Annotated in this window: 27 protein-coding genes and 1 pseudogene; 8 read left to right on the top strand and 20 right to left on the bottom strand. The window is 65.8% G+C overall.

Annotated features, from left to right (window positions below; translation table 11 throughout):
- Window positions 1-72 precede the first annotated feature (72 nt).
- The 10 genes from grxB to DEF76_RS20310 form a co-directional block, all read right to left on the bottom strand.
- A complete protein-coding gene (grxB, locus tag DEF76_RS02625) occupies window positions 73-711 on the bottom strand; it encodes a glutaredoxin 2 (RefSeq protein WP_114910995.1) in 639 nt (212 codons plus the stop codon).
- Window positions 708-1,067, bottom strand: coding sequence for an ArsR/SmtB family transcription factor (locus tag DEF76_RS02620; protein WP_114910994.1), 360 nt, complete (start codon window positions 1,065-1,067; stop codon window positions 708-710). The genes grxB and DEF76_RS02620 overlap by 4 nt, the downstream gene beginning before the upstream one ends.
- Window positions 1,068-1,538: 471 nt before the next feature.
- A complete protein-coding gene (locus DEF76_RS02615) occupies window positions 1,539-2,039 on the bottom strand; it encodes a hypothetical protein (RefSeq protein ID WP_114910993.1) in 501 nt (166 codons plus the stop codon).
- Window positions 2,040-2,068: 29 nt separating this feature from the next.
- The gene (locus tag DEF76_RS02610) at window positions 2,069-2,620 is read right to left on the bottom strand and encodes a hypothetical protein (protein ID WP_114910992.1); all 552 of its coding nucleotides are present in this window, start codon (window positions 2,618-2,620) and stop codon (window positions 2,069-2,071) included.
- A gap of 312 nt (window positions 2,621-2,932) precedes the next feature.
- A complete protein-coding gene (gene recD2, locus DEF76_RS02605; protein WP_114910991.1) occupies window positions 2,933-5,137 on the bottom strand; it encodes an SF1B family DNA helicase RecD2 in 2,205 nt (734 codons plus the stop codon).
- A gap of 12 nt (window positions 5,138-5,149) precedes the next feature.
- Window positions 5,150-5,824, bottom strand: a complete 675-nt coding sequence (locus tag DEF76_RS02600) for an SOS response-associated peptidase (protein ID WP_114910990.1) — start codon at window positions 5,822-5,824, stop codon at window positions 5,150-5,152.
- Between the two features lie 10 nt (window positions 5,825-5,834).
- Complete coding sequence (locus DEF76_RS02595) at window positions 5,835-6,485, bottom strand: hypothetical protein (RefSeq protein WP_114910989.1); 651 nt, start codon at window positions 6,483-6,485, stop codon at window positions 5,835-5,837.
- A gap of 4 nt (window positions 6,486-6,489) precedes the next feature.
- Window positions 6,490-7,902, bottom strand: a complete 1,413-nt coding sequence (locus tag DEF76_RS02590) for a DUF6880 family protein (RefSeq protein WP_114910988.1) — start codon at window positions 7,900-7,902, stop codon at window positions 6,490-6,492.
- A 9-nt stretch (window positions 7,903-7,911) separates the two neighbouring features.
- Window positions 7,912-8,310 carry a type II toxin-antitoxin system VapC family toxin gene (locus DEF76_RS02585; protein ID WP_114910987.1) on the bottom strand — a complete coding sequence of 133 codons (399 nt, stop codon included), beginning with the start codon at window positions 8,308-8,310 and terminating at the stop codon, window positions 7,912-7,914.
- Window positions 8,310-8,567: a type II toxin-antitoxin system VapB family antitoxin gene (locus DEF76_RS20310; RefSeq protein ID WP_114910986.1), complete on the bottom strand. Its 258-nt coding sequence runs from the start codon at window positions 8,565-8,567 to the stop codon at window positions 8,310-8,312. Before DEF76_RS20310 ends, DEF76_RS02585 begins: the two co-directional genes overlap by 1 nt.
- A gap of 498 nt (window positions 8,568-9,065) precedes the next feature.
- Here DEF76_RS20310 and DEF76_RS02570 point away from each other — a divergent pair, with 498 nt between their 5' ends.
- Both DEF76_RS02570 and DEF76_RS02565 read left to right on the top strand, forming a co-directional pair.
- On the top strand, window positions 9,066-10,352 hold the full coding sequence (locus DEF76_RS02570) for a tyrosine-type recombinase/integrase (RefSeq protein ID WP_114910985.1): 1,287 nt from the start codon (window positions 9,066-9,068) through the stop codon (window positions 10,350-10,352).
- Window positions 10,353-10,610: 258 nt separating this feature from the next.
- Window positions 10,611-11,531: a LysR family transcriptional regulator gene (locus tag DEF76_RS02565; RefSeq protein ID WP_114910984.1), complete on the top strand. Its 921-nt coding sequence runs from the start codon at window positions 10,611-10,613 to the stop codon at window positions 11,529-11,531.
- On the opposite strand, the gene DEF76_RS02560 is transcribed toward DEF76_RS02565, so the two are convergent.
- The 9 genes and pseudogenes from DEF76_RS02560 to DEF76_RS02520 all read right to left on the bottom strand — a co-directional run bounded on the left by DEF76_RS02560 (window position 11,467) and on the right by DEF76_RS02520 (window position 22,156).
- Window positions 11,467-11,742, bottom strand: a complete 276-nt coding sequence (locus DEF76_RS02560; protein ID WP_114910983.1) for a DUF2274 domain-containing protein — start codon at window positions 11,740-11,742, stop codon at window positions 11,467-11,469. The two genes, DEF76_RS02565 and DEF76_RS02560, sit on opposite strands and share 65 nt — an antisense overlap.
- 10 nt (window positions 11,743-11,752) lie before the next feature.
- On the bottom strand, window positions 11,753-12,877 hold the full coding sequence (locus DEF76_RS02555; protein ID WP_162800756.1) for a TrbI/VirB10 family protein: 1,125 nt from the start codon (window positions 12,875-12,877) through the stop codon (window positions 11,753-11,755).
- A 59-nt stretch (window positions 12,878-12,936) separates the two neighbouring features.
- A complete protein-coding gene (gene trbG, locus DEF76_RS02550; protein WP_114910981.1) occupies window positions 12,937-13,923 on the bottom strand; it encodes a P-type conjugative transfer protein TrbG in 987 nt (328 codons plus the stop codon).
- On the bottom strand, window positions 13,923-14,543 hold the full coding sequence (gene trbF, locus DEF76_RS02545; protein WP_240319201.1) for a conjugal transfer protein TrbF: 621 nt from the start codon (window positions 14,541-14,543) through the stop codon (window positions 13,923-13,925). The genes trbG and trbF overlap by 1 nt, the downstream gene beginning before the upstream one ends.
- Before the next feature lie 196 nt (window positions 14,544-14,739).
- On the bottom strand, window positions 14,740-15,468 hold the full coding sequence (gene istB, locus DEF76_RS02540; RefSeq protein ID WP_114910980.1) for an IS21-like element helper ATPase IstB: 729 nt from the start codon (window positions 15,466-15,468) through the stop codon (window positions 14,740-14,742).
- The gene (gene istA / locus DEF76_RS02535; RefSeq protein ID WP_114910979.1) at window positions 15,468-16,967 is read right to left on the bottom strand and encodes an IS21 family transposase; all 1,500 of its coding nucleotides are present in this window, start codon (window positions 16,965-16,967) and stop codon (window positions 15,468-15,470) included. Before istA ends, istB begins: the two co-directional genes overlap by 1 nt.
- Before the next feature lie 117 nt (window positions 16,968-17,084).
- A pseudogene (locus DEF76_RS02530) lies at window positions 17,085-18,632 on the bottom strand (conjugal transfer protein TraG); the annotation flags it as partial.
- Window positions 18,633-18,680: 48 nt separating this feature from the next.
- Window positions 18,681-19,226 (bottom strand): MerR family transcriptional regulator, encoded by a 546-nt coding sequence (locus tag DEF76_RS02525; RefSeq protein ID WP_114910978.1) that lies wholly within the window; start codon window positions 19,224-19,226, stop codon window positions 18,681-18,683.
- Between the two features lie 578 nt (window positions 19,227-19,804).
- Complete coding sequence (locus tag DEF76_RS02520) at window positions 19,805-22,156, bottom strand: heavy metal translocating P-type ATPase (protein WP_114910977.1); 2,352 nt, start codon at window positions 22,154-22,156, stop codon at window positions 19,805-19,807.
- Between the two features lie 85 nt (window positions 22,157-22,241).
- Between DEF76_RS02520 and DEF76_RS02515 the strand changes: the two genes are divergently transcribed.
- The gene (locus DEF76_RS02515) at window positions 22,242-22,517 is read left to right on the top strand and encodes a metal-sensitive transcriptional regulator (protein WP_114910976.1); all 276 of its coding nucleotides are present in this window, start codon (window positions 22,242-22,244) and stop codon (window positions 22,515-22,517) included.
- Window positions 22,518-22,671: 154 nt separating this feature from the next.
- Here the strand turns inward: DEF76_RS02515 and DEF76_RS19200 are convergent, their stop codons facing one another.
- Window positions 22,672-22,980 carry a hypothetical protein gene (locus DEF76_RS19200; protein ID WP_162800451.1) on the bottom strand — a complete coding sequence of 103 codons (309 nt, stop codon included), beginning with the start codon at window positions 22,978-22,980 and terminating at the stop codon, window positions 22,672-22,674.
- A 1-nt stretch (window position 22,981) separates the two neighbouring features.
- Between DEF76_RS19200 and DEF76_RS02510 the strand changes: the two genes are divergently transcribed.
- Genes DEF76_RS02510 through DEF76_RS20130 form a run of 5 tightly spaced genes read left to right on the top strand, consistent with a single transcriptional unit; the run spans window position 22,982 to window position 26,251 of the window.
- Window positions 22,982-24,427 (top strand): multicopper oxidase family protein, encoded by a 1,446-nt coding sequence (locus DEF76_RS02510; RefSeq protein WP_114910975.1) that lies wholly within the window; start codon window positions 22,982-22,984, stop codon window positions 24,425-24,427.
- Window positions 24,428-24,443: 16 nt separating this feature from the next.
- Complete coding sequence (locus tag DEF76_RS02505) at window positions 24,444-25,190, top strand: Spy/CpxP family protein refolding chaperone (protein WP_114910974.1); 747 nt, start codon at window positions 24,444-24,446, stop codon at window positions 25,188-25,190.
- Between the two features lie 7 nt (window positions 25,191-25,197).
- Complete coding sequence (locus DEF76_RS02500) at window positions 25,198-25,449, top strand: DUF2933 domain-containing protein (RefSeq protein ID WP_114910973.1); 252 nt, start codon at window positions 25,198-25,200, stop codon at window positions 25,447-25,449.
- Window positions 25,439-26,110: a methyltransferase family protein gene (locus DEF76_RS02495; RefSeq protein ID WP_114910972.1), complete on the top strand. Its 672-nt coding sequence runs from the start codon at window positions 25,439-25,441 to the stop codon at window positions 26,108-26,110. The genes DEF76_RS02500 and DEF76_RS02495 overlap by 11 nt, the downstream gene beginning before the upstream one ends.
- 9 nt (window positions 26,111-26,119) lie before the next feature.
- Entirely contained in the window at window positions 26,120-26,251 is a 132-nt protein-coding gene (locus DEF76_RS20130) for a hypothetical protein (protein WP_275895698.1), read from the top strand.

The following is a 26,251-nucleotide window of genomic DNA, read 5'->3' as shown; positions in this document are numbered from 1 at the left end:
GCGGAGCACGACATGTACTGCGAGATCACACAGCGGCAGGGCGGGCCTGAGTCAGCCTGCACTTTGGCTTCCCTAGACGACAGGTAACGGTTGATATCCGATGCGATCCATCATCGACTCAAAATATTCTCGAACCGCCCTCGGGAACGATAGCCCTTTAACTACGGCGGCGGAGCGAAGCAGAGGGAGCACACGAACGTCGTCGACCGAAAGAGTGCCGTTGAGCGCAAGCGGATTTTCTATCAGTCCGTCCAATTCTTCAAGGTCGGGCATCAGCTCTTCGACATAGCGCCTGGTTCCTGCCCGAAGCTCCACGAAGTCGCCAAATGCCTTGCGCTTGCGGAGATTGTAGTGATCGAGCGCAGCGATGGTGGCGAACTCGGGCAATCCGAGCAGAGGATAGCGCGGCATCGTCAGCGGTCCCGTCTTGGACACGAATCGCTCCGCCCATGCTGCGACTTCGGTACGTTGAGGTCCGGTCAGAATGGGATCGCTCTGGCCGTCGATGTAACGGACCATATCCATGCTTTCGAGCATGATTTGCCCATCATCCTTAACAAGGATCGGAATGATCCGCTTACCAACCATCGCGACAAGAGTTTCAGTATCGTCATCGAGCACGACGGTTTCCTGCAAGTGCATATGCTTGAGTGCTGCGGTCATCCGCACGCGGAAGCAAAGCGAGCAGTGTTCGAACATATAGAGCCTCACGCCATGTTCTCCTCTTTCTGTACAATCTGTGGTCGGGTCATTCCTTTTTGGGCAGGCTGGCAGCGCTCAGTATCTCCCTGACAGCAGTTTTCACTCAGGTAGCCGAGTAACTTGTTCATGACGGTGAAGTCAGCGGTATAGATGAGCTGGCGACTAACTCTATGTTGCGTTGCGAGGCCAGAGCGCACCAGTGCCTGGGTGTGAAACGAGAGCGATGACGGCGGAATCCCAAGCCGTTCCGCAATGACCCCCGCCGAGAGCCCACCATGACCCGCTTGCACCAGCATACGGTACACGGCTAGCCGATGATCGTTCGCCAGCGCACCCAACGCATCGATGACTGCCTTCGTGTCCATCTCTTTCTTTCGATTTTTCGAATATGATCGTATAATTAGCTTTCGATGCGAGCTTGTCAAGATCCCCATGGGGGGCGCGAGCGTATCGACGTTGAGGCCGCGCCAGGCGGGCTGCGGTGCGAGCCGGCACGATGAACGCGAGCCAGGCAGCTGATCGGCTGCCATCTCAGTGAGGAACTGGCCCAGGCCCCCGAACCGAGGTTTGCCGACTGTCGCGGGGACGGAGCGTACGCCGCACTTGTTCTACATGGCTGTTCCCGCGATAGGGCGGCAGAATGTCGTGTTCCCAGCCCCTCGGCCCGTCACGAAAATCCCCTCCGCCCTTTTGCTCTCGGCGGCGGCGCGAGCTACGGGTATGACGCCGCAGGCAACATGACCGGCGACCCCCTCCAACCGCCGCCGGCACGGCGAGCGCGTGCAGCACTTGCACTCAGAGCGACAGCGGTGAACCCGACATCGGTTGATCCGCCGTCAGTGGACAGCGCCGATGTGGACAAGACCCCAGATGGCGCCGATCAGAAAGCAGGCCGGGCTTGCGATGCCCAAGACATTGATCGCCATCGTCAGGTGGGGCAGCCCCTTAAGCTCGGCACGAGAGAATGCCGAGGGCGGTGTCGGCACGATCAGGCCCATATCCTTGAGAACCTGTAGCGCCCCCCGCCCGTGTTTCTCGGAATCCCGCACTGCCCGCACGCGCTGAAGCGACACGATGATCCCCCCGCAGACCAGACCGACCAGAAAGAACCACATCGGCACTGTCAGCGCCGCGAAGGAAAGCGCGCCCGCCGAGGCTTTGCCGCCGGCGAGCGCGTCAGCGATGCCAAGGCAGGCGATCAGGCCCCCGGCGTTCGCCAGCACGAGAAGGCGGACATAGCTTTCCTCCAACCGCTGGGCCGTCGCGTCGGCGGTGCGCGCCTCGGCGATAGCCTGGCGGATAAGAAATGCCTGCTTAGGGTTTAATTGTTCAGCCATGCCAAGACGCTCCTGGCCCGGGGGAGGGATCACCCCCGAATGACGATTTCAACCGCATCGGGAGGGACGCCATAGAACGCGGCCAGGCCGCGCTTAGCGACGGAGATGGATATGGGAGCCGTCCCCCCATCGTCTGCCCGCGGCGGTGTTGGCTGCTGCGGCGACGGGCCGAGGTCTTTTTGAATCTCGGCAACCGAGTGAAAGACGAGCTTGCTGACATCAATGTCGAAGTCTTCAAGCGAGCCGTATTTGACCGGATTGCGCCAACCCTGCCAGACATTCTTAGGGTTCTGCACCGTCGAATATTCGCTGATCTGGATCATCCAGCGGCCGGAGTTTGGGTCTTCCGGCGACGGGATCACGTCGCTGATCCGGCCCACGAGGAAGGCCGAACCGTGCGGCTCGGACGCATCCGAGAAGTCGCGGTCGGGGTTGTTCTGGTTCTGAACGCAGACGAGGAACGGCAGCGTCCGCACACGTGCGGCGTCGAGTGCCCATGCCTGCGATCCGCCTTCCTGCAAGATGCGCTGGGGGCTGCGCGCCGTGAAAACGGCGACGCAACGGGTGTCGGTTGTGCTCATGACTGCCCCCTCCTTCGGGTCGGAGGGAAATATGGACCATCTTATCGCCAAAGTAAACAAACATTTTACATAATACGTCTATTAATATCCGATATCCTGCCGGGCTAGATTAGCGCGCGATAATCCGGCTTATCGGGCGCTTGAGTGCTCCGCTCGGCCGAGTAGCGACCCGGGCTCGGAATGCCCGCTCCGGGTCGGGAGCTCCTGAACCGCCCGGTGACCGCAGTGTCTGCTTTCCCGCGCGGCTTGCCGGACACCCGACGGGCAGCTTCCGGCCAACTTCGGCCGTAGCCAACCGGCTGGTCGATAGTGTCACAACGCGATCGCTCCAGCCGGCAACGCAGCAAGCCATTCCCGCAGCTTCGACCACCGCCGCCGGCCGGAGACATTGCGCACCGCGATCGCCACCGCCTTCCGGCTGCCGACCAGCACGACCAGCCGCTTGCCGCGGGTGATGCCGGTATAGAGCAGGTTCCGTTGCAGCATGGCGTAGTGCTGCGTCAGGACCGGGATCACCACGGCGGGATATTCCGAGCCCTGCGCCTTGTGGATCGTCGCGGCATAGGCCGGCACCAGCGCATCCAGATCGCCGAGACCGTAGCCCACGTCGCGCCCGTCGAACCGCACGGTGATCTCGGCCTCCTCCGCGTCGATCGCTTCGATGAAGCCGATATCGCCGTTGTACACCTCACGGTCGTAGTCGTTCTCGATCTGCATGACCTTGTCGCCGGGGGCAAAGGTCCAGCCGAATTTTTCCACCCGCGGCGTCGCCTCGCCGTTCAGCGCCGCTTGCAACGCGACATTCAGCGACCGCGCGCCAACCCCGCCGCGCGCCATCGGGCAGAGCACCTGGATGTCGCGCACAGGGTCGAGCCCGAAGCGGCGGGGGATGCGGGTCTTCACCAGATCGATGATGCGCGCAACCGCCGTCTCGGGCTCGTCGGCCGGGACGAAGTGGAAATCGCTCTCGGCCTCGGCGCGGGCGAGGTCCGGCATCTCGCCGCGATTGATCCGATGCGCGCTGGTGATGATCCGGCTGGATGCCGCCTGGCGGAAGATCTCGGCAAGGCGCACCACCGCAACCGTACCCGAGCCGATCAGGTCCGCCAACACTTGGCCGGGCCCGACCGAGGGGAGCTGATCGACGTCGCCCACCACCAGGAGCGCCGCCGCCGCGGGGATCGCCCGGGTCAGCGCGTGCATCAGCGGGACATCGACCATGGAGGCCTCGTCGATGACCAGCAGGTCGCACTCCAACGGGTGATCAGGTCCACGCCGGAACCCGCCGGTGTTTGGGTCGACCTCCAGCAGGCGATGGATCGTTTTGGCTTCGAACCCGGTCGCCTCGCTCATCCGCTTCGCCGCCCGCCCGGTCGGGGCCGCAAGGAGGATGCGCACGCCTTTGGCGGCGAGGATGGCGAGGATCGCCCGCATGATCGTCGTCTTGCCAACGCCGGGGCCGCCGGTGATCACCAGCAGCTTCGCGACAAGGGCGAGGCCGACCGCCTGGCGCTGGCTATCGGCGAGCGTCATGCCGATCCGCTTTTCCACCCAGGGGATGGCTTTTTCCGCATCGATCGCGGGCCACGGCAGCGCGCCGGCCGCGATCGCCCGCAGCCGTTCGGCGATGCCGCGCTCGGCATGCCAGAGGCCGGCGAGGAAGATGCAGTCGGCCGCGCCGACGCGGTCAACGATCACCGCGCCGTCGGCCAATTCGAGATCGAGGGCGGTGCGGATCAGCGCCTCCGGCACCTCGAGCAGGCGCTCCGCGAGCGGCAGCAGTTCCGCGACCGGCAGACCGCAGTGCCCCTCGTCCATCGCTTCCGAGAGGGCGTAGCCGATGCCGGCGCGCACGCGGATCATCGCCGTCTTCTCGATGCCGAGTTTTGCGGCAATCGCATCTGCCGTCTTGAAGCCGATGCCCCGTATGTCGCGCGCGAGCCGATACGGGTTCTCGCTCATCACCTGGATGGCGTCGGCGCCATAGGTCTTGAAGATGCGCACCGCGCGCGCGGTGCCGACGCCGTGGCTGTGCAGAAACACCATGATCTCGCGGATCACCTTCTGCTCGGCCCAGGCAGCGACGATGCGCTGTGCCCGCACCGCGCCGATCCCGCCCACCTCGCGCAGGCGCTCTGGTGCGCCTTCGATGATGTCGAACACCTGCTCGCCGAAGCCGCGCACCAGCTTCTTCGCATAGACCGGGCCGATGCCGCGGATCATGCCGGAGGCGAGGTAGCGCTCGATCCCCTCTTCCGTGGTCGGCACCGAGGTTTTTAGGAACCGCGCCTTGAATTGCTGGCCGTGGGTGCGGTCGTTGACCCATTCGCCGGTCGCGGTGATCCACTCGCCGGCACTGATCGCGGCGGTATGGCCGACGATGGTGACGAGGTCGCGGTGCCCGCGCGCCTTTACCCGCAACACGGCAAAGCCGCTCTCGGCATTGTGGAACGTCACCCGCTCGACGATGCCGGCGAGCACTTCGCCAGCGGGCCACGGGGCCTGGTGCTCGGTCATCGCCTGGTTCCGTCAGGCGGGCGGAAGCGGGGCGAGCAGGTCGGCATCGTTGTTGGCTGGCCGGTTGACCCGCGTGCTCACCGGCCAGACACGCAGCGTGTCCTCGGGCGCTGGGCGCAGCAGCGAGGCTACGTCGCCCTCGGTCTCGCCGAGCCATAGCGGCCAGTCGGGCGGCTCGACGATCACCGGCATGCGGTCATGGATGGGCGCCATGGTCGCGTTCGCGGCGGTGACGATGATGGCGAAGCTGCGCAGCACCTCGCCCTCGGGGCTGCGCCAGCCTTCCCAGAGACCGGCCAAGGCCAGCGTCTCACCGTCCCGCCGGGCGATCGCGTAGGGCTGCTTGGGTGCGTTCTCGGTGCGCTGCCATTCGTAGAACGCCTGCGCCGGGATCAGCGCCCGGCGGCGGGCGAAGGCATCGCGGAACATCGGCGAGGTTGCCACGGTCTCCGCCCGCGCGTTGATCGGCCGCCGCGCCGCCCGCAGATCCTTGGTCCAGTGCGGCACCAGGCCCCAGGTCAGCAGGTCGATATGCCGCTCGCCGGTTTCCGGGTGCCGGCGCACCACCATCGCCTGCTGGCGCGGCGCGACGTTCCAGGAGGGCGCGACGTTGGGCAGCGCGCCGGTCGTGCGGAACAGCCGGGCGATCGCCTCGGGTGGCAGGAAACTGGCGTAGCGTCCACACATCGACGCGCGATCAGTGCAGCACTGGGCGGCGCGCCGGCCATGCCGCCAGCATCTGCCTGCGCGCGCGGGTGCAGGAGAGCACGGCCTCGTGGATCTCGTGCTCGTCAATGCGGGTCAGTTCGCGGAAATGTCCGATTGTGACGGCGATTTGATCAGAGGCGGCCGGCTTGGTCAGGTCCTCGGCCAAGACCTGAGCCTCCTCCAGCATCGCGCGGATCTCCGCCAGGGTGCCGAGCGCCTTGTGCGCCCGTTCCGGCAGGTCGAGGCTTTCCTTGTCGCCGAAAAGCCCTTCGACGAAGCCCTCCAGCTCCTCGCGCCGCAGCCGGGCGAGGGTCGCCAGCCCGTCGCGCGTGGCGGGAACCTCCATGCGCACCAGTCGGAATGGCGCCGAGCGTTCCTGATGCCGCGTGAGCCGGTTCCACAGGCCCATCACCAGCGCGCCGATGAGTTCGTTGACGTCGTCAATGGACTCGAAGGTCGGCAATTCGCCGCCCCACAGCGCCTTGACCATCTCCATCGGCGAGCCCTGCATATCGGGCGAGGCGATGTTGCCGAGGAAGCGCGTGCGCACGGCGTGGAACGGCACCGGGCAGTGAGTGCGCGCGAGCAACGCTCGCACCTCATCATCGCTTGCGGTTGGCGGTGGCGTGCGCTTGGCCATCGGCTCAAAATCCTTTCTGCGCGATCAACCCCCAGAACCCGTATTTCCGTCCATGCACCTTCTGCAAGCGCGCGACAAACGCCGCGTGGTTCTCGATCGATCCCGGCGCCGGCAGGTTTGGTGCAAGACGCACGCAGGAGAGCAGATCGCGCGCGGCGTATGGGTATTGCTTCGATGAGCCGCGTTCGAGCACGCTTTCGACCAGGCGACGGTAGAGCAGGCTGGCAGCTTCCGGGAACTTCTCTTCGAGGGCTTCCGCGGCCGGCCGCAGCACCTCGTAGAGGCGGCCGTCGAGCGCGGCCAGCCGCTCGCGCACCAAGCGGTCGGCGCGGTCGAGCGCCGGCCATGCGATGAAAAACGCCAACCCCCGCACGGCCTGCTTGTGCGCGGCGGCGACGTCGAGCGCTTTCTGTTCCGCCTCGAAATCCTCGAAATCCGGGAGGCGCTTCAGATAGGCGCGCAGATGCTCGACGCTCAAGAAACGCTCGAAATGCCGCCAGCGGACCGCTTGTGCTTCCTCCTTGCGCCCCAGGGCCTCGAGGGCGGTGATCCGAAGATCGGTTGCGGCAACATCGTCCCCGTATTCGTCGTCGTCCTCGATGCGCCGCCGCGGCTTGTCGAGCCAGTCGAGCGCCTCGGCCGGCCGGTTGGCCGCGATCAGGCGCTCGGCGACCTCCAGCGCGTGCGTGCTCTCCAACCCGCCGGCGCGAATGGCGGCGATGAAAGCGTCGGCGTCGCGCTCGAGATCGGCGAGCAGCGCCAAACGAAAGGCGAGATGACGACGCTGGGCATCCGCGCGCCAGTCCTGCGGGCCTTCGGGGCGTGGCGCGGTTTTCAATGCGGCCTCGGTGGCACCGCGAATCTCCGCGCGTCCGGCCACGCCCAGCGCGTCCGACATATGCCGGATCAGCGCGTCGGTCGCACCGAAGCCATCGCGCTCGCAGTAGGCGAGCACCCGGCGGGCCAGCGCCTTTCCCTCACCCGGCGGCTCTGCAGCCGAGAGCCGGCCGAGATCCGCCATCGCGGCGTCGAACACGACCTCCACCTCGCCAATGCCGTCGCCGACGCGCTGCATCACCGCATCCGCAATGAAGATGAAATCCCACAGGAGCGCGATCGCCCGTGCCGCGTCCTGCCGGGCCAGCCGGGTCGCGATCGTTGCCCGCAGATGGTCGAGTTCGTGCGCCAGGGACTTCCGCTTCTCCCAATCGACGAAGGAGCGCGAGCGGCCGATGGTCTTGATCCGCTTCTCGATCTCAGCGGCGAGCTTGCCTGGCCCCTCGGTGCCTGCGAGCAGCATGTCGAGCTTCTTGCGCAAAGCCGGATCGGTCGCGGCGTGCGCGATCAGCAATTCGGCCAGCGCCTCAGCGCCGAGGGCGGCCAGGGATTCGGGTGTGACGGTTTTCGTGCGGGCCATTGGAGCGTTCTATCCGCCGTGCAGGGCGGCGGTGACATCCGTGTGCCGGAACCGCTCGTCCCTGAACAGCAGGGGCAGGCCGACGATCTGGGCCAGGGCGTAGGCAAAGCAATCGCCCAGGGTCAGTGCGGCCGAGTGCCGGCCCGAGCCGAACCTTTGGGCCGCATCAGCAGCGAGGTCCGCCTGCTGCGGTGTGACCGCGGCGGTCTCGATGTCACCCTCGCGCAACAGCCGTTCCAGGGCCGTTCGACCGGGCGCGCCTTTGCGGCTCTCGATGACGCAGGCGACCTCGGCCCGGGTCACCGCCGAGATCAGACGGACTGGTGCGTCGGCGAGGGCGGCGTCGAATCGGGCGGCATCCGGTGTCCGGAGCAGGAGGGCGATTAGTGCCGAACTATCGACCACCATCAGCGCCACATCCTTGCGGCACCACGTCCAGGCGGTGCACCCGTCGCAGGTGAGGCCACGTCGGGCAGCGCGGCACAGTGCTCGCCGATCTCGCGGATCCGGCCAGCGAGGCCGCCCTGATGGCCCCGTCGGATCCGCTCGCGCGCCAGCCGCTCGGCCAACGCCCTACGGATCGCCTCCGTGAGCGTCTCCCCGGCCAGCGCTGCCAGCGCCCGGGCGAGGTGGTCGGTCTCAGGGTCCTTCAGGCTAAGGGCCATATCGCGCTGTCGTTTCTATAGTTACAGTGAATTTATAGATCGCCACGTCAGACACGTCGAGCCACCGTAATCCGTCATATCCGGGACGACAGGCCGCCGAGAGCGCGATCGCCTAGCTGGGGACGCGCCACCAAACGCTCAGATTCGGCTTGGAAAAAGCGCACTCAGGGCTTCTCTAAGCAAAAACGGCCCCGGAGGGCCGCTTCGAAGCCCTTGATTTTCTTGAGGAAATCTGGAGCGGGCGATGGGATTCGAACCCTCGACCCCAACCTTGGCAAGGTCTTCAGGCAGTTTACGCCAGAGCTTCTTTTTCTATCCCAGAGACCGCTAAGCCTTTATCGAACAAGGCTTTTTGTTGCTCTCAACCTACCCTGTCGTATCCTCCACATACCCGGCGATTTCCCCTCTCGTGCTTCCCCCCTGCTTCCCCGGCCTCCGCCCCGAAAGCCGGGGAAGCAGAAACGGAACAAGTGTCGAACGATAGAGCAGGAACGGATTATGGCCAAGATTATGAAACGCACGGTCGACGCTCTTCAAGCGGAAGCCGGTCATGATGTGTTCGCCTGGGACACGGAACTGAGAGGCTTCGGCGTTCGGGTTAAGCCATCCGGGGTCAAGAGCTACCTGATCCAATATCGAAATGCCGAGGGCCGAACGCGACGCCTGGTCCTCGGTCAGCACGGCGCGCTAACGCCGGAAGCTGCGCGAGACCTTGCCCGAAAGAAGCTGACTGCGGTCGCCGAAGGTGAAGATCCCTCGGCCGACCGTCATACTGCGCGTGCCGGCATGACGGTGAGCGAGGTGTGCGATTGGTATCTCGACCAAGCTGAAGGCGGTCGCATCCTCGGCCGAAATCGCCGGCCGATCAAGGCATCGACGCTCCACATGGATAGGAGCCGGATCGAGACCCACATCAAGCCGTTGCTGGGGTCGCGCATGGTGAGCGGCCTCACCTTACGCGATATCGAAGGCATGCAGGCCGATATCGCGGTGGGCAAGTCGGCTCGTGGCCGGAAAGGCCGCGGCGGTAAGGCGACGGGCGGCGCCGGCGTCGCCAGCCGCACGGTCGGAACCTTGCGGAGCCTGCTCGGTCACGCCGCTCGTCTGAAGGTCATCGCCGGAAATCCGGCGGAAGGCGTTCGGCAACTCGCTGGCGAGAGACGGCAACGCCGATTGAGCGATAACGAACTCCGTCATCTTGGACAGGTGATGCGCGAAGCCGCTTCGGAAGGTGAGCATCCGACGGGATTGGCGGCCATCCGCCTGATGCTGTTGACGGGGTTTCGACGGATGGAAGCGTTGGGGCTGGAGCGGCGTTGGTTCAGTCGAAAGGAACATTGCATCCGCTTCCCTGACACCAAGAGTGGCGCGCAGGTCCGCGTGCTTGGCGAAGCTGCGATGGACTGCGTGGGGACCCTGCCGGTTCGTGAAGGTTCGCCGTTCGTCTTTCCTGCCGATTGGGGAGACGGCCACTTCATTGGTGTGGTTCGCGTTCTCGATCGCGTGTGTGCGAAGGCGAAGGTCGAGGATGTGACACCTCATGTCCTCCGACATACTTTTGCCAGTGTCGCTGGTGATCTGGGCTTTTCCGAACTGACCATTGCGGGTTTGCTCGGTCATTCGGCTCGGGGGGTAACCCAAGGTTACGTCCATCTTGATACGGCGCTCGTGGTGGCAGCGGATCGCGTCTCCGCTGAGATCGCACAAATGCTAGACGGTTCCGCAGCGTCTTTGCGCCGGAAAAGGACTTCCAAGAAGCCTGTTGCAACGTCAATAGCCGCCTGAACGGAGTGATGGCACGATCGGATTGGAGGGCGGATTTCTTTCGTTTCAGAGACCAAATGCAGCCTGTTCGTCGACGACCTGCTCGACAGCGAGGCCGCCACGATCGCCTGCGGCGAGGCCCATTTCAAAGCGCTGGCGGTTGGGGAGAACTCCGCTCGATTTATCAAGGCGACGAAGATCGCCGCCGTTTTGCCAAATTGTCTATGCCAAACTACCTCCACTGCACTTGTGCGCAGGAGTCTGTCTGGAGGCTCGTGCATGGTCAAACTTGCGTCGATCTCTCAAGCGCTCCTGGTGGCCGAGCATCTCAGCTTCAGCCGAGCGGCGCAGGTTCTGGGCATCCGGCAATCAGCCGTCAGCCGGCGGGTGCGGGCGCTGGAGGACAAGCTCGGCGTTTCCCTGTTCGAGCGCGATGCGAGTGGCGTCCGGCTGACAGAGGCTGGGCGCCGGTTTCTGGAGCGTTCGCGCTCGGCACTCGCCGAGATCGATCACGCCGTGAAGGGTGCCGGCAACGCAGGGCGCGGCGCGGAGGGTGCAATCCGGATCGGGATACTGTCGTCGCTGTCGGGTGGTTTCGCGCGTGAGCTGCTTCGCACCTATCGCGAAACGTACCCTGCGATCGCCATCGATGTCGTCGAGGGCTCCGCAAGCGAGCACCTCGCGCGTATCAACGAGCGGCTGCTCGACATCGCTTTTGTCACGGGGACGCTCTCGGTGCCGCACTGCGACACCGCCGTCCTATGGGAGGCGCGCGTCTTCGCTGTCCTGCCGGAGCGGCATCGCCTCGCCGACGAAGACAAGGTCGATTGGGAAGCGCTGAGGAACGAGCATTTCATCGTCAGCCGCGACGCACCGGGGCCGGTGATTCACGACTATGTCGTCCGGAGGGTGGCGGATCTCGGGTACAGTCCTTCGGTCGAGCGCTTTGACGTCGGCCGCGAGACCTTGATGCATCTGGTCGCACTGGGCTTCGGCATCAGCTTCATCAGCGAAGCGGGCACCGCAACCCGCTATCCCGAAGTGGGCTTCCGGCCTCTCGCGACTGCGGAGGATGTGCTGCCGTACAGCGCCGTCTGGTTGCCGGGCAACGACAATCCGGCGTTCAGGCGCTTCCTCAGCCTGGCTCGGTCGATGGCCTTGGTCCAGCCGGCTCCAGTGGCGTCTCAGGCGGCTTCCTGACATTCCGCATCTTGGCGAAGGCGCGGTCGCCGGCGATGAAGCGCGCCAACATGGGCGCGATCAGCTTGGCTGGTTCACGGACCGGCTGTCCGGTTTCGCGGCCGAGTGCCGCGGCATAAGCAATGAGGTCACGATGCACCGCCGCGGGAAGTTCGATCGTGAGCTTTACCGGCTTGTCGTCCGGGATAGCGCCGAGCTTCAATTTTGCCATGAGCACCTCCTCAACCGCGATAAGGTTCGAGAACGAGATCGTGTGTCACCATCACTCGGACCGGAAATCCCGGCCTGACGGTGATTGTCGGCTGGACGTTCAGCGATCGCCCGACGACCTGCTCGCCGATCTGGCTGAAGCTCTGGGAGGCGCCCAGGCGAATCCCTTGGAGCAGAAAATTCTCATTGTTGCTGGTCCCCGCTTCAGCCCCGACGCTGAGCAGCGTCGAGAGGATCGCGGCCTTGAACAGCATGCCCCAATGGTTGTCGACCTGGTCTTCGAGGCCGGCATAGCCCTCGGAATCGGTCCCGGGCTGGCGCTCCAGGATGATGGAGCGTCCGTTGGGCATGATGAGGCGGTTCCAGACCAGCAGGGCCCGCGACTGGCCGAACGCAATCTGCGCGTCATACTGGCCGACCAGGCGTGCGCCCTGCGGGATCAGAAGAACGTTGCCGGTCGGGCTGTCATAGACGTCTTCCGTCACCTGGGCGGTAACCTGGCCGGGCAGGTCCGAGCGCAACCCGGTGAGCAGCGCCGCCGGGATCACCGCGCCAGCCTGCAGCACATACGGGCTGGCGGGCGCCTGCACGCGATCGGGGCTGACCGTGCGGCGATCGACATTCCCGTTCAGAAAAGCGAGCTTGTGATCCTGGGAGGTGAGATCGTTCGACCCGCCGGTCAGTGATGCCGCGGCAGCTTGAGCAGTTGCCAGCGCCGGAGAGGTCGCCGTGGCGATCTGCCCGACATTGGTTGTGGCAAATAAATGGCTGGTGCGCGCCGCCTCCTGCTCCTGGGCGATCCGCTGCTGCTCCGGACTCGGGCCCGCCGCCAGCGTCGGCATACCGGGAGCCGGCGCGCCCGCGTTGACGATCGGGCGGCCGAGATCGCCGGGCAGCGGCGGGCCGAGCTGAGGAACGGCGCGCGGCAGACCCGTATAGTCGCGCGGTAAATTTGCGAGGCCGTCCGGTGTCGTGCGATTGCTGGTGTTGTAGAGTTCGGACCCGGAGGTCTGATGCTGGGGCCGCAAGGCCAGGAACAGCGCGCCGCCGATTCCGACGGCCGCGACGGCGCCAAGGCCGAGGAGGACCTTGCGGGAGAGCCGTGTCACGGGCGCCCGGCTGGATCGCAACCGCATTTCCTGCGGCGGCCGATCGCCTCCGGAAGGCCCCGCCGGCTCTTCACGCGGCGCGTCGGTCACGACTGCGGCCTCCCGTCCGTGCGGACGATGCGGACCTTCTTCTGGTGCTCGCCGCCGAGCCGAAGTTCAGCCGCGGCGAACAGGCGGTCGACGATCATGTGGTTGCCGCGAACCAGGTAGTTCACGAGTTCCGCGCCACCCTCCGGCCCGATGACCCAGAGCGGCGGCATCTCACCCTGGCTGATGCCGGCCGGGAACTCGATGAACACCTGTCGCCCATCGTCGAAGGCGCGCAGCGGCCGCCAGGCGGGATCGTCGCCCTCGATGCGGTAGCGGAAGTTGAGCGCGTTGATGTCGACACCGGAGGCGACGGGCAGCGCCGCATCGGCGGCGGTATTCTGCCGGCGCAGGGCGAAGAGCTGGTCCTGCGGATACGCCCAGGAGACGGAGGCCATGTAGGTCTTCTCGGCCGAGCGGAGTTCGAGATGATAGGTGCGCCGGTCAGTGTTGATAATGAGGTTGGTGGTCAGATCGGGCCGCGTTGGCTTGACCAGGATGTGGACGCGCTTGGCTGCGCCCACGCCGCTCTCGGTGTCGCCGATAATCCAGCGCACGGTATCGCCGGCGGCGACGGGACCGGAACCGACAAGCTGCTCGCCGGCTTCGAGCGCGATGTCGGTGATCTCACCGGGAGCGGCGTAGACCTGATAGAGCGCACCATCCGAGAAGGGATAGACCTGGATGGCGTTGATATACCCGGCCCGGGTTGGCTGCACCCGCGCGGCACCGTTCGCCTGGTCGACGCGCGTGCGCGGGTCGGCGGCTTCCAGCTGCGCGGTCCTGGCGCCCGGAACAGGCTTGAGCTGGCCGGGGAGCGGCAGTGGTTGAGGTAGTTCCACGATCTGCACAGGCCTCGGCGGATCGGGCGCCAGCACGGCCTGATGCGGCGTGTCGTCGTATTTGATCTCCGGTGGCTTCCAGGTCGTGCAGGCGCCGAGCGAGACCGAGGCGAGCAGAAGGGTTGCGAGCGGCGCGGTGCGCATCAGCCGAGCTCCTTGGACCAGTTGAGGGCGTGGATGTAGACGCCGAGCGGGTTCTTCTTCAGCCGATCGGCGTCGGTGGGTGTCTGCACGACGATGGTGAGGATGGCGCTCCAGCGTTCGGTGGATGCCAGCGCGTCATCGACGTAGCGCCGCTCGGTCCAGGCGACGCGGAAGCTGTCGTCGGAGGCGCGGATGACGCTCGACACCTCGACCGAGATCTGCGTCGTGCCCACCTTCGAGAACGGATCGTTGGTGCGGGCATAGTCGTTCAGCGCCGCCGCGCCCTTGTCGGTGACGTAGCTGTAGGCATCGAGCCAGTTCTGCCGCAGCACCACGGGGTCCGCCGGGATGCTCCGCACCTCCTCGATGAAGCGGGCGAGATGCCAGGCGATCTGCGGGTCGGTCGGCCGGTAGTCGGCGACGGCGGCCGCCACCACTTGCGCCTGGCCCAGCTTATCCACCTGCACCACCCACGGGGTGATCGTGCCGCGCACGGACTGCCAGACGAGGCCACCGGCAAGGCCGAAGCTGAGCACGAGCATGCCGAAGAAGGCGAGCCGCCAGTTCTTCGCCTGGACGCGGGCCGAGCCGATGCGTTCGTCCCAGACCTGGCTGTCAATTCGCTTCCAATCGCGACCCCGATTTCGCGTCCAATAACGACCCCTCTGGGTGCACAAGATTGGGCTTATCCGCGTAGTGCATAGGAGGGACCCGCGCCCGGAGCGCAGCGCCCTGGGCGTTGCGCGCAGCGGCGGGCGTGGGAGGTCCCTGTGCACCCACGAGGAGAAGCCCGGGAGGGGGTCCGGGGGAGGGTTTTCAGTTTCGGTTTTTGAAGCGCCAGCTGGTGTTGCCGGTCTCGACGATGTCGCAGTGATGCGTCAGGCGATCGAGCATGGCGGTGGTCATTTTGACGTCACCGAACACCTGGGGCCAATCGGCGAAGGCGAGGTTGGTGGTGATCAGGAGCGAGGTGTTCTCGTAAAGCTTGCTGATGAGATGGAACAGCAACTGCCCGCCGGATTGGCTGAATGGGAGATAGCCGAGTTCGTCGATGACGACGAGATCGTGGCGCAGCAGCTTCTCGGCCAAGCGTCCGCTCTTGCCGGCGGCCTTTTCCTGCTCGAGCTGATTGACGAGATCGACGAGGTTGAAGAACCGTCCCCGAGCACGGCTCCGGATGACGGCGGCAGCGACGGCGATGCAGAGATGGGTTTTGCCGGTGCCGGTGCCGCCGATAAAGATGGTGTTGCGCTTGGCATCGAGGAAAGTACCGGTTGTCAGTTCGCGCACCTGTCCCTGATCGACGGGCGTGTCGGCGAATACGAAGCTGTCGAGATCCTTCAACACCGGGAACTTGGCGCCGCTGATGCGATAGCTGATTGATCGCGCCTGGCGGTGCGTGCGCTCCGCCCGGATCAAGCTGGCGATGAGGGGATAGATCTCGTCACGGCGGACGAGGCCCTTGCCGGCGATCTCGTCGAAGCTGGCGCGCATGCCGTAGAGCTTGAGTTCGCTCATGGCGTCGAGGATGTCGTGACGCTCCATCAGGCTTCCTTCCTTATGCTGTCGTAGCGACGGCAATCCGCCATGGGTTCGATCTTCAGGCGCAGCGCATTGGGCGTCGTGATGCTCGGCACCGGTATCGGCTGAAGCCGCCGGGCGAGCACGGTGAGAATCACATCGCCATTGGCAATGCCGGCCTCCAGGGCTTCGGCACAGGCCGCCTCGACCGCGGCCAGGCCATGGTCGAGCACCGCGCCCAGCACCTTGACGAACTGGCGATCCCCGTCGGTGTGGCTCTTCAGCTTGGCGCGCACCTGAGCCAACGCCGTCGGCAGGCTCCAATCCTTGAATGGAGCGCCGTTGCGCAACGCGCCGGGCTTCTTCACGAGAACCGGCAGATAATGCCAGGGATCGTAGATGATCTGATCGCGCCGAAACTGGCGCGGATGGTCGGCGACCACCTCATTGTCCAGCAGCACGACGATGCGCTCGGCATGCGAGCGCACGAGTACCATCCGGCCGGCAGCGCGCGCGTCGACGCTGTAGCGATTGTGATCGGCCATGATCAGGCACGTGGTGCTGGCGCGGACCGCCTTCTCGACGAAGCCGTCGAACGGCCCGCGCAGCGCCATCAGGCTCGCTCGCTCCTCCTGGAACACCTCCCAGATGGTCCGTTCCTTGAACTCCGGATGTTGGGTGCGCTTGGCGTAAGCGATGCACTGATCTTCCAGCCAGGCGTTCAGTTCGGTGAGGCTCTTCACCCGCGGCTTTGGCAGGAACAGCCGGTCGCGCAGATTGCCGACCTGGTTCTCGACCTGCCCCTTCTCCCAGCCCGACGCCGGCGTGCACGCCACCGGTTCGATCAGATGGTGCGAGCACATCTGCAAAAAGCGGCGGTTGTACTGGCGCGCCTTGCCAACAAAGATCGCCTCCACCGCTGTCTTCATGTTGTCGTAGATGCCACGCCGGCAGACCCCGCCGAAAAACTGGAATGCCTTGTCGTGGGCATCGAAGACCAGTTCCTGAGTCTCGCGGAAGTAGGCGCGCACGAACGGCATGCGACTGTGCGACAGCTTCATGTGCGCCGCCTTGATCATTAGCGGCAGCCCTTGGAGCGTGATCGTCTCGTGGCTCCAATCGAACTGGTACGCCTCGCCCGGCGCAAAGCTCATCGGAACGAACGCTCGGGCCGGGACCCGTGCCCGTTCATCCCGCCACGCCTTCACGAACCGGTGCACGCTGTCGTGCGCGCCGTCGTAGCCACGCCCGCGCAGCTCCTCGAACAGGCGCTGGGTCGAGCGCCGTTCCCGCCGCGGCAGCTTCGCTTCCTGCTCCAAGATCTCGCTCAGAACCGCGACCCATTCGCCCAGCTTCGGCGCCGGCTGCACGCCGCGCTCATACTTGAACTCGGTCGTCCGGCCGCGGATCACCTTGCGTACTGTCGCGCGCGACACCGACAGCGTCCGCACGATCTCCTTGATCGGTCGCCGCTGCTCGAAATACGCCCGTCGTATCTGACCGATCTGGTCCACACCAATCACCCCCCGAACTCCCTTCCCGGACAAAGGAAGGGAGGCTGCCACACAGCGTTAAAGGGGGGTCATTATTGGACGCGAAAACCACCCCTCAGGGGGTCACTATTGCGCGCGAATTTACACGCCAGGTGTCAGCAGCGGGCGCGCCGTCTCCTGACGGGAGACCATCAGGTGGCCGAGCCAAGGGCTGAGCCGATGGCCCGCGTAGTTCTTCATGGCTCTCATTTCGGTCGCGGTGCCGAGTGCGTCCGACACCCGTTTGGCGGTGCGCTCGTCGTTACTGGCGAAGCTGACGCGCACATGGCAGTTGTCGAGGATCGAATTGTTCTGACCGTAGGCCTTCTCGATCTGGTTCAGCGACTGCGCGATCAGAAACGCCTTCAGGCCGTAACCGGCCATGAACGCCAAGGCGCTCTCGAAGAAATCGAGCCGGCCCAGAGCCGGGAATTCGTCGAGCATGAGCAGCAGGCGGTGACGCTTGCCCTTCGCATTCAGATCCTCGGTCAGGCGCCGGCCGATCTGGTTCAAGATCAGCCGGACCAGCGGCTTGGTCCGGCTGATGTCCGACGGCGGCACGACGAGGTAGAGGGTCGCCGGCCGTTCGCTTTCGACGAGGTCGCGGATACGCCAGTCGCGTTGGCGCGTCACGGCGGCCACCACCGGATCGCGATACAGGCCAAGGAACGACATGGCGGTGGACAGCACGCCGGAGCGCTCGTTCTCGCTTTTGTTCAACAGCTCCCGCGCAGAACTGGCGACGACGGGATGGACGCCCGTCTGACCGAGATGCGGCGTCGTCATCATCGCCCGTAGCGTCGTCTCGATCGGCCGCCTTGGATCGGACAGGAAATTGGCAACGCCGGCGAGAGTCTTGTCCGGCTCGGCGTAGAGCACATGCAGGATGGTGCCGACGAGGAGTGAATGGCTGGTTTTCTCCCAGTGGTTCCGCCTCTCCAGCGCGCCTTCTGGATCGACCAGCACGTCCGCGATGTTCTGGACGTCGCGCACCTCCCACTCGCCGCGGCGCACCTCCAGCAGCGGGTTGTAGGCGGCGCTTTGCGCATTGGTCGGATCGAAGATCAGCACGCGGCCGAACCGCGCGCGCCAGCCCGCGGTCAGCGTCCAGTTCTCGCCCTTGATGTCATGGACGATAGCCGATCCCGGCCAGGTCAGCAGGGTCGGGACGACGAGACCGACGCCCTTGCCGCTGCGGGTCGGCGCGAAGCACAGAACATGCTCCGGCCCGTCGTGGCGGAGATAATCGTCGCGCCAGCGGCCGAGCAGCACGCCGTCGTGGCCGAGCAGGCCCGCCTCACGAACTTCGCGCGTCTCAGCCCAGCGTGCGGAGCCATAGGTCGTGACGCGCTTGGCCTCCCGAGCCCGCCAAACGGACATGGCGATCGCAACGATCACGGCGGCGATTCCGCCGGAAGCGGCGATGCAGGCGCCCTCGACGAAGATGTCGCGCGCATAGCCGTCGTAGGCGAACCACCACCAGAAAAAGGCTGACGGTTGATAGAGCGGCCAGCCGAAGACGTCGAACCACGGGTGGCCGAGCTGGGATTGGAACGCCAGGCGCCAAGCAACCCACTCTGTCGCTCCCCAGACGAAAGCAAGCACGACGGCGCCGACGAGGAGGACCTGGCCCCAGAGGATCTTGGTCGCGTTCATGGTGGCGGACGATGTCGCCATCGAGAGAAGGCGTCTGCAATACCAGAGTTAGAATGGGTGTGGCTTCGGATAGAGTAGCGCGCAATTCGGACTGGCGCTGATGCTGCACATCGACAGAGGCTCTTCTTCCGTCCTCAGTGATCTGCGTGGCTCAGCCTCTTTGTGAGTGATCCCCTGAAATAATGCTTCGATGAACGGGCACTCAGGCGGTGTGCCGTCGCCGCATTGCGCGACGACGTCCTTGAGCACGTGCTCCATGCGCTTGAGATCGGCGATTTTCGCCCGCACGTCGTGGAGGTGAGTGGCGGCGACGGCGCGGGCCTCGGCGCAGGGCCGGTCGCGCTCATCGACAAGGCGCAACAGAGCTCGAATCTCATCGAGCCAGAAGCCGAGCTCGCGTGCTCTCAGCACGAAACGCACGCGCTGCTCGTGCATCGTGTCGTAGCTCCGATATCCGGCGGCGGTCCGCCGAGGCTCCGGCAAGAGACCGACCTTCTCGTAGTAGCGTACGGTTTCCAGGTTTGCGCCCGTCCGCCGGGCAAGTTCGGTCCGCTGTAGGCCGTCGCCAGGGCGCGATCCCGCATCAAAAACCAGCGAAGAGCCACGTTTGGAGGCGAAAAGCCCCTCTGGGGGTCACTATAGCTTGCGAATTTACACGTCAGCTGCTGGGCAGCGCTGACTGAAGTCAGTTCATTGACGGCATTCCTGCCGAACACCGGCGCCGAGGAACCCGGACGGGAATTGCGCTGCCGCGCTGCCGTCGCCAGCACGCTGCTGCCAGCCTGGAACTCGCGCGAGATGGGGGGCTGGCACTCGATCAGCAGGCGGCGTGGACGCCGATTGCGGTCAGACGGCAAGATGATCATGTCGTGCGCTTGGGCGAGGCCGACCGTCCGGTCTGATCCCTCGGTCACCGTGTTGCATGGATGCGTCTGGTTGGCAGCGTGAGAAGGCCGCGTAAGGGGTTCCTGCCCATGAGCCCCGGAGGCCGAGTTTGCCGTTCAAGGCCAACGCCGACCGCCGCCAGCACATCCCCCGGAGCGCCACGGGGTGACGAACTGGCCTGACGACGCCGCTGCGTTGCGTCAGCGGTGCGGCCTGACGGTATAGTTCACCGAGGCGCCGCTCGCGGGCTGGCGCGCAGAGCCAAGCGCCGCCGCCCGTCAGAGACGCTAAAGTCGCACCATGCGCAGGCGCAGCGCATTGCCGATGACCGACACCGAGCTAAGCGACATCGCCAGCGCGGCGATGACCGGCGAGAGCAGGATGCCGAATGCCGGATACAGCACGCCGGCCGCGACCGGAACGCCGACGGCGTTGTAGATGAACGCGAAGAACAGGTTCTGCCGGATGTTGCGCATCGTCCGGCGACTGAGCGTAATGGCGCGCGCGATCCCGGCGAGATCGCCTTTGACCAATGTAACCCCAGCACTCTGGATCGCGACCTCGGTGCCGGTGCCCATGGCGATGCCCACATCGGCTTCCGCCAAGGCCGGGCTGTCGTTCACGCCGTCGCCGGCCATCGCGACCACCCGTCCCTGCTCGCGCAGGCGGCGGACGATGCGCAGCTTGTCCTCGGGCAACACATCGGCCTCGACTTCGGTGATGCCGAGCCGCCGGGCCACCGCCTCCGCTGTCGTGCGATTGTCGCCAGTGAGCATGACGATGCGGATACCGTCGGCGCGCAGCGCGGCGAGCGCGTCCGGTGTGCTGCGCTTGACCGGGTCGGCGACGGCAATGACGGCTCCGGCCTTCTCCGCCACCGCCAGGAACAGCGCCGTCGCGCCGTCGGCGCGCAGCACCTCCGCCCGCTCGGCCAGAACACCGAGAGCAATGCCGCGCTCGGCCATCAGCCGCGCATTGCCCAGCGCCAGCGTCCGCCCGTCCACAGTGCCGGTCACACCCTGACCGGTGATGGAGGTGAAATCGGATACCTCCAGCAGTTGCAGTCCGCGCTCGCGTGCCGCTGCCACGATAGCGGCGGCCAGGGGATGCTCGCTCGATCGCTCCAGCGCCGCGGCCATTGCCAGCGCGACATCGGCCGCAAGTTCGTCCCGCGGCTCGATGGCGACGACACGCGGCTTGCCCTCGGTCAGCGTGCCGGTCTTATCCACCACCACTGTATTGACCTTCTCCAGCCGTTCCAGCGCCTCGGCGGAGCGGATCAGCACGCCCGCACCGGCGCCCTTGCCGACGCCCACCATGATCGACATCGGCGTGGCCAAGCCCAGCGCGCAGGGACAGGCGATGATGACCACCGAGACCGCGGCCACGAGCGCATAGGCCAGTGCCGGCGCCGGGCCCCAGACCGACCAGCCGGCGAAGGAAAGCAATGCCACCAGCACAACGGCCGGCACGAACCAGCCGGCAACCTGATCGGCGAGTCGTTGGATCGGGGCACGCGAACGCTGCGCTTCTGCCACCATGGCGACGATGCGGGCCAGCATCGTTTCGCTACCCACTTTCTCTGCCCGCATGACCAGCGCCCCGGTGCCGTTCACCGTGCCGCCGATCAGCCGATCATCCGTCTGCTTCTCCACCGGGATGGATTCGCCGGTGACCATGGACTCGTCAACTGCGCTATGCCCGTTCAGCACCACGCCATCGACCGGCACGCCGTCGCCCGGACGAACCCGCAGCCGGTCGCCGACTGCGATCCGCTCCAACGGGATTTCTTCGTCGGAGTCGTCCGCAAGCACCCGCCGCGCGGTCTTGGGGGCGAGATTGAGCAGCGCGCGGATCGCACCGCCGGTCTGCTCGCGCGCGCGCAGTTCCAGCACTTGGCCGAGCAGCACCAGAACCGTGATGACGGCGGCCGCCTCGAAATACACCGCGACGGTGCCATCCATGCCGCGGAAGCCAGCGGGGAAGGCGGCCGGGGCGAGCACGGCAACCACGCTGTACAGCCAGGCCGCACCAGTGCCGAGCGCGATCAGGGTGAACATATTGAGATTGCGCGTGACCAAAGAGGCCCAGCCGCGCGCGAAGAACGGCCAGCCGGCCCAGAGCACCACGGGCGTCGCGAGCACGAATTGGATCCATGCCGAGAGACGGGGCGCGATCATGCCGTGCAGGCCAAGCCCCGGTACATGGCCACCCATCTCCAGCAGCACGACTGGGATCGTGAGCGCGAGCCCGATCCAGAATCGCCGGCGCATGTCAGCCAGCTCGGGATTCGTGCCGGCCTCAGCGGTGGCCTGCAACGGTTCCAGGGCCATACCGCAGATCGGGCAGGTGCCCGGTCCGGCCTGCCGGATCTGCGGGTGCATCGGGCAGGTATAGATCGTGCCCGAGGCCACAGCCTCGCCCATTGCCGGGGCGGCGGGCGGGAGCGGCGTCAGGTAGCGCCGCGGGTCGGCGATGAACTTGCTGCGGCAGCCGGCCGAGCAGAAATGGAACGCGTGGCCGTCATGCTCCGCCCTGTGCGGCGAGGTGGCCGGATCGACGGTCATGCCGCAGACCGGGTCGGTGACCCTTTCCGGGGCCGGCGCCGCCACGGCGTCGTCATGCCTGTGTCCGCTCATCAGTCCCTCCTCGCACCCGCGCCCACAAGGGGGGAGTGCTTCGATGACGCTTGCACCATATACCCCTCAGAGGTATGGTATCAACATGCATGAAGCGACGAGAAAAGCGGTTCATGGCCGGTTACGGCGGATCGAAGGTCAGGTCGGCGGCCTGTTGCGCATGGTGCAGGAGGATCGCTACTGCGTGGATGTCTTGACGCAGATCAATGCGGTGCGCGCTGCCCTGCACAAAGTTGAGCAGGAAATTCTCCGCGACCATGTCGCGCATTGCGTTGCTAACGCCTTCGCGTCCGGCGACGTGCTGGACCAGCGGCAGAAGGTCGAGGAACTGGTCGATACGGTCGGCCGCATGACGAGGTAGTGGTGTTGCTGCGAGGCTTTGCGCAGAGGTGGTTGCGGGGACTGGTGGCACTGCTGGTGCTGGGCGGTGTGCTGCTCGCAGGCCAGTCCGGAACAGCCGCCGTCGCGCATCACGCCGCCTCTGGCTACGCCATGTTGATCGCGGCAGGCGTAACTCACGGGGGACCGTCGCCCTGCCAGCCTGACGAGCCGCACGGCATGCCCTGCTGCCAGACGAGTGCGTGCAGCATGGTCGTCGCGCCGCCCCAGATCGCCGCCGCGGTGACCCCGCCGGTCGCGGGGCGCGTTGTTGCTTTCTCCTGCCCGCGCCCTGCCAGCCCGGCGGCACCATCCCCGATCCAGCGCTGCGGCCACCCCGCGCCGCGATCTGAACCGCCGGCGCGCGTTCTAGCGTCCGGCGGGAGGCAAGCCGCGTGATCGCCATCGCGACCGCGCCGTTCTCGCTTCACTCGGATCGGACGCATTATGCGCAGTATTCTTCTTTCCCGACGCGGCTTGCTCGGCGCGAGCGCCGACGGAATTGCCGCCTTCTCCCACCGTCCACGCGCCGTGGCCGCTTCGCCACCGGTTCGCTTGATGGTCGGCCGTCGCACGCTGGAGGTGAACGACAAGCCTGCTTCGGTGTTCGGCATCACCGGACCCGATGGCGCGCCCGGCCTTGTGCTGGACCCCGGCCAAAGGTTCGCCGTTACGCTCGCCAACCGGGCCGGCGAGGACACCATCGTCCACTGGCACGGCCAGACGCCGCCCTATCTCCAGGATGGCGTGGCCGAGACTGGCGGTACTCTGATCGCGAACGGCGCCGACCAAGGATACGATTTCGTCGCACGCCCCGGCACGCACTGGATGCATTCCCATCACGGGCTGCAGGAACAGATGCTGATGGCGGCGCCGCTGATCGTCCGCACCGCCGAGGATGTGCGGGCCGACGCACAGGAGGTGACGGTGCTGCTGCACGACTTCACCTTCCGCGACCCGGCCGACATTCTTGCGGAACTCGGCGGGCACAGCGGTCACGGTGCGGCGATGTCCGGTATGGCAATGTCTCAAAGCGATGCCACGCCGATGACGATGGGCACCTCCTCGACGGGTGCCACCATGGACCTTAACGACATCGAGTACGACGCCTATCTCGCCAATGATCGCACCCTCGCCGACCCGCGGGTGGTGCGCACCGAGCGCGGTGGGCGTGTGCGGCTGCGGCTGATCAACGGCGCCACGACGACTGCGTTCTGGATCGACCTCGGCGCGCTCGAAGGCACGCTGATCGCCGTCGATGGCGACGCGGTGCGGCCACTCATGGTACGCCGCTTCCCGCTGGCGCAGGGCCAGCGTGCGGACGTGTTGCTGGACCTGAAGGAGGCCGGCGCCTTCGCCGTGCTCGCACAACGCGAGGGCGACCGGCGGCGGACTGGCATCATCCTGGCAACGCCACAGGCCCAAATTGCCAAGGTAGCATCGGAAGCGGACAGCGCGGCCGCGGCAGTGGACCTGTCGTTGGAGGCACGGTTGGCCGCCGTCCAGCCGCTGCCGCCGCGCCGGCCGGACGCGGTTCGCCGCATCGCGCTGACCGGCACCATGACGCCATATGTCTGGTCGATCGACGACCGCTCCTGGCGCGACCACCAGCCGCTCGTCGTTTCGCACGGCCAGCGCGTCGAGCTGACCATGGTGAACCGCAGCCGCATGGCGCATCCGATGCATCTGCATGGCCACCACTTCCAGGTGACGGAGCTGAATGGCACGCGCATCGCGGGCGCGCTGCGCGATACCGTGCTGGTCCCGGTCAGCGGCTCCGTCACCATCGCCTTCGACGCGGACAACCCCGGTCGCTGGCTCTTTCACTGCCACAACCTGTTCCACATGGCGACCGGGATGATGACCGAGCTCGTCTACGATAACGCTGCCTGAAACAAGGAGAATCCAGATGATCGCGTTCCGCAGTGCCGCAATCGCGGCAATCGCTCTCGCCGCCTCCGCAGGTCTTGCCATCGCGCAGACGCAGGAGGACCACGCCGTCCATCACGAAGCACAGGCCACCGCGCCGACGCCGCCCGCCCCGCAAGGCGGCATGCCGACGCAGGGCGAGGACGAAGACCAGGATCAGGCGGGCATGATCGGCCCCGGCATGATGGGTGGCGGTATGATGGGGGGCGGCATGATGGGCCCTGGCACGATGGGCGGCGGTATGATGGGCCGCGGCATGATGGGTCCGGGCATGATGGGCGGCGCCGGCATGGCGCCGATGATGCGCATGATGCAGGGCATGACCGAAATGATGCAGGGCATGATGCAGATGATGCAGACCTCGGGGCAGCCCTCGGCACGGCCCGGCATGATGCCGGGCGCGATGATGGAGGGCCGCCTCGCCATCTTGAAAACGGAACTTGGCATCACCGAGGCGCAGCTGCCGCAATGGGACGCCTTTGCCGCAGCGCTGCGGGCGCGCGTGACGGCAATGCAGGGCATGCGGGCGCAGATGATGCCACAAGGCACCACCGCAAGCTGGCCCGACCGTCTCGCGCAGCATGAACGCAGGCTGTCGGCCCATCTCGACGCGATGAAGGCGATGGAGGGTCCGGTCAAGGCATTGTGGGACTCGCTGTCCGCTGAGCAGCAGCGCAAGGCCGAGGAACTGATTCCCGGTCCGATGGGCATGATGGGCAGGATGTGAGGGTGTCATGCATGATCTGGCGCGTCCTCCGCCCGCCCACACGCCGCTCTGGCGCACGCGCGGCGGGCTGGCGCTCTGCGGCTTTCTGGCGGTCGCTGGCTTCTACCTGCTCGCGGAGCACACGCTGCATGTGTTCTGGGCGCTGCCCTACCTGCTGCTGCTCGCCTGCCCGCTGATGCACCTGTTCATGCATCACGGGCACGGCGGCCACGATCATGCGGGTCAGGCCAGCCGAATGGAGCGGCACCATGAGTCATGAGGCATCGGCCTACGGGCTGTGGGCGTTGGTCGTCCTGAACTCGGCGGTGTTCATCATCTTCGCGTTCAGCTTCGGCAAGCCGCAAACGCCGCGCGACTGGCGGTCCTTCAGCGCGTTCAGCGCCTTTATTGTGGCGCTGTTCGCGGAGATGTACGGCTTCCCGCTCACTATCTTCCTGCTGTCCGGCTGGCTGCAGGTGCACTATCCCGGCATTGACCCGATGTCGCACGATGCCGGGCATCTGTGGTCAACGCTGCTCGGGCTGAAGGGCAATCCGCATTTCAGCCTGCTGCATATCCTCAGCTACGTCTTCATCGGTGGCGGCTTCGTTCTGCTGTCGTCGGCGTGGAACGTGCTGTACCAGGCGCAGCGGCAGCACGCGCTTGCCGTGACGGGCGTGTATGCGCGGGTGCGGCACCCGCAATACATCGCCTTCATCGCGATCATGTTCGGCTTCCTGCTGCAATGGCCGATGCTGCTGACGCTGCTGATGTTTCCCGTCCTGGTCACGATGTATGTGCATCTCGCCCATGCCGAGGAAGCCGAAGCACGTCTGGCGTTCGGCGCCTCGTACGACCGCTACGCCGCGGCGGTTCCAGCCTGGTTCCCCCGTCTGTTGCCGGCCGGCGGCGGTCGGCAAGGACTTCTCCACAAGACATGAGGACGTGACATGCACGACTTCGGCATGATGGGTGGCGGTGGCATGTGGCTTGGCATGGGACTCTGGTGGATTCTCATCCTGGTCCTGGTGGTGCTCGGCATCGCCGCGCTCGCGCGCTACGTGTTTGGCGGACGGAACTGA

The organism is Acidibrevibacterium fodinaquatile (genome assembly GCF_003352165.1).
GTDB classification, from domain to species: domain Bacteria; phylum Pseudomonadota; class Alphaproteobacteria; order Acetobacterales; family Acetobacteraceae; genus Acidibrevibacterium; species Acidibrevibacterium fodinaquatile.
The sequence above is the reverse complement of the archived record's forward strand: the minus strand, read 5'-3'. Positions and strand labels throughout refer to the sequence as shown.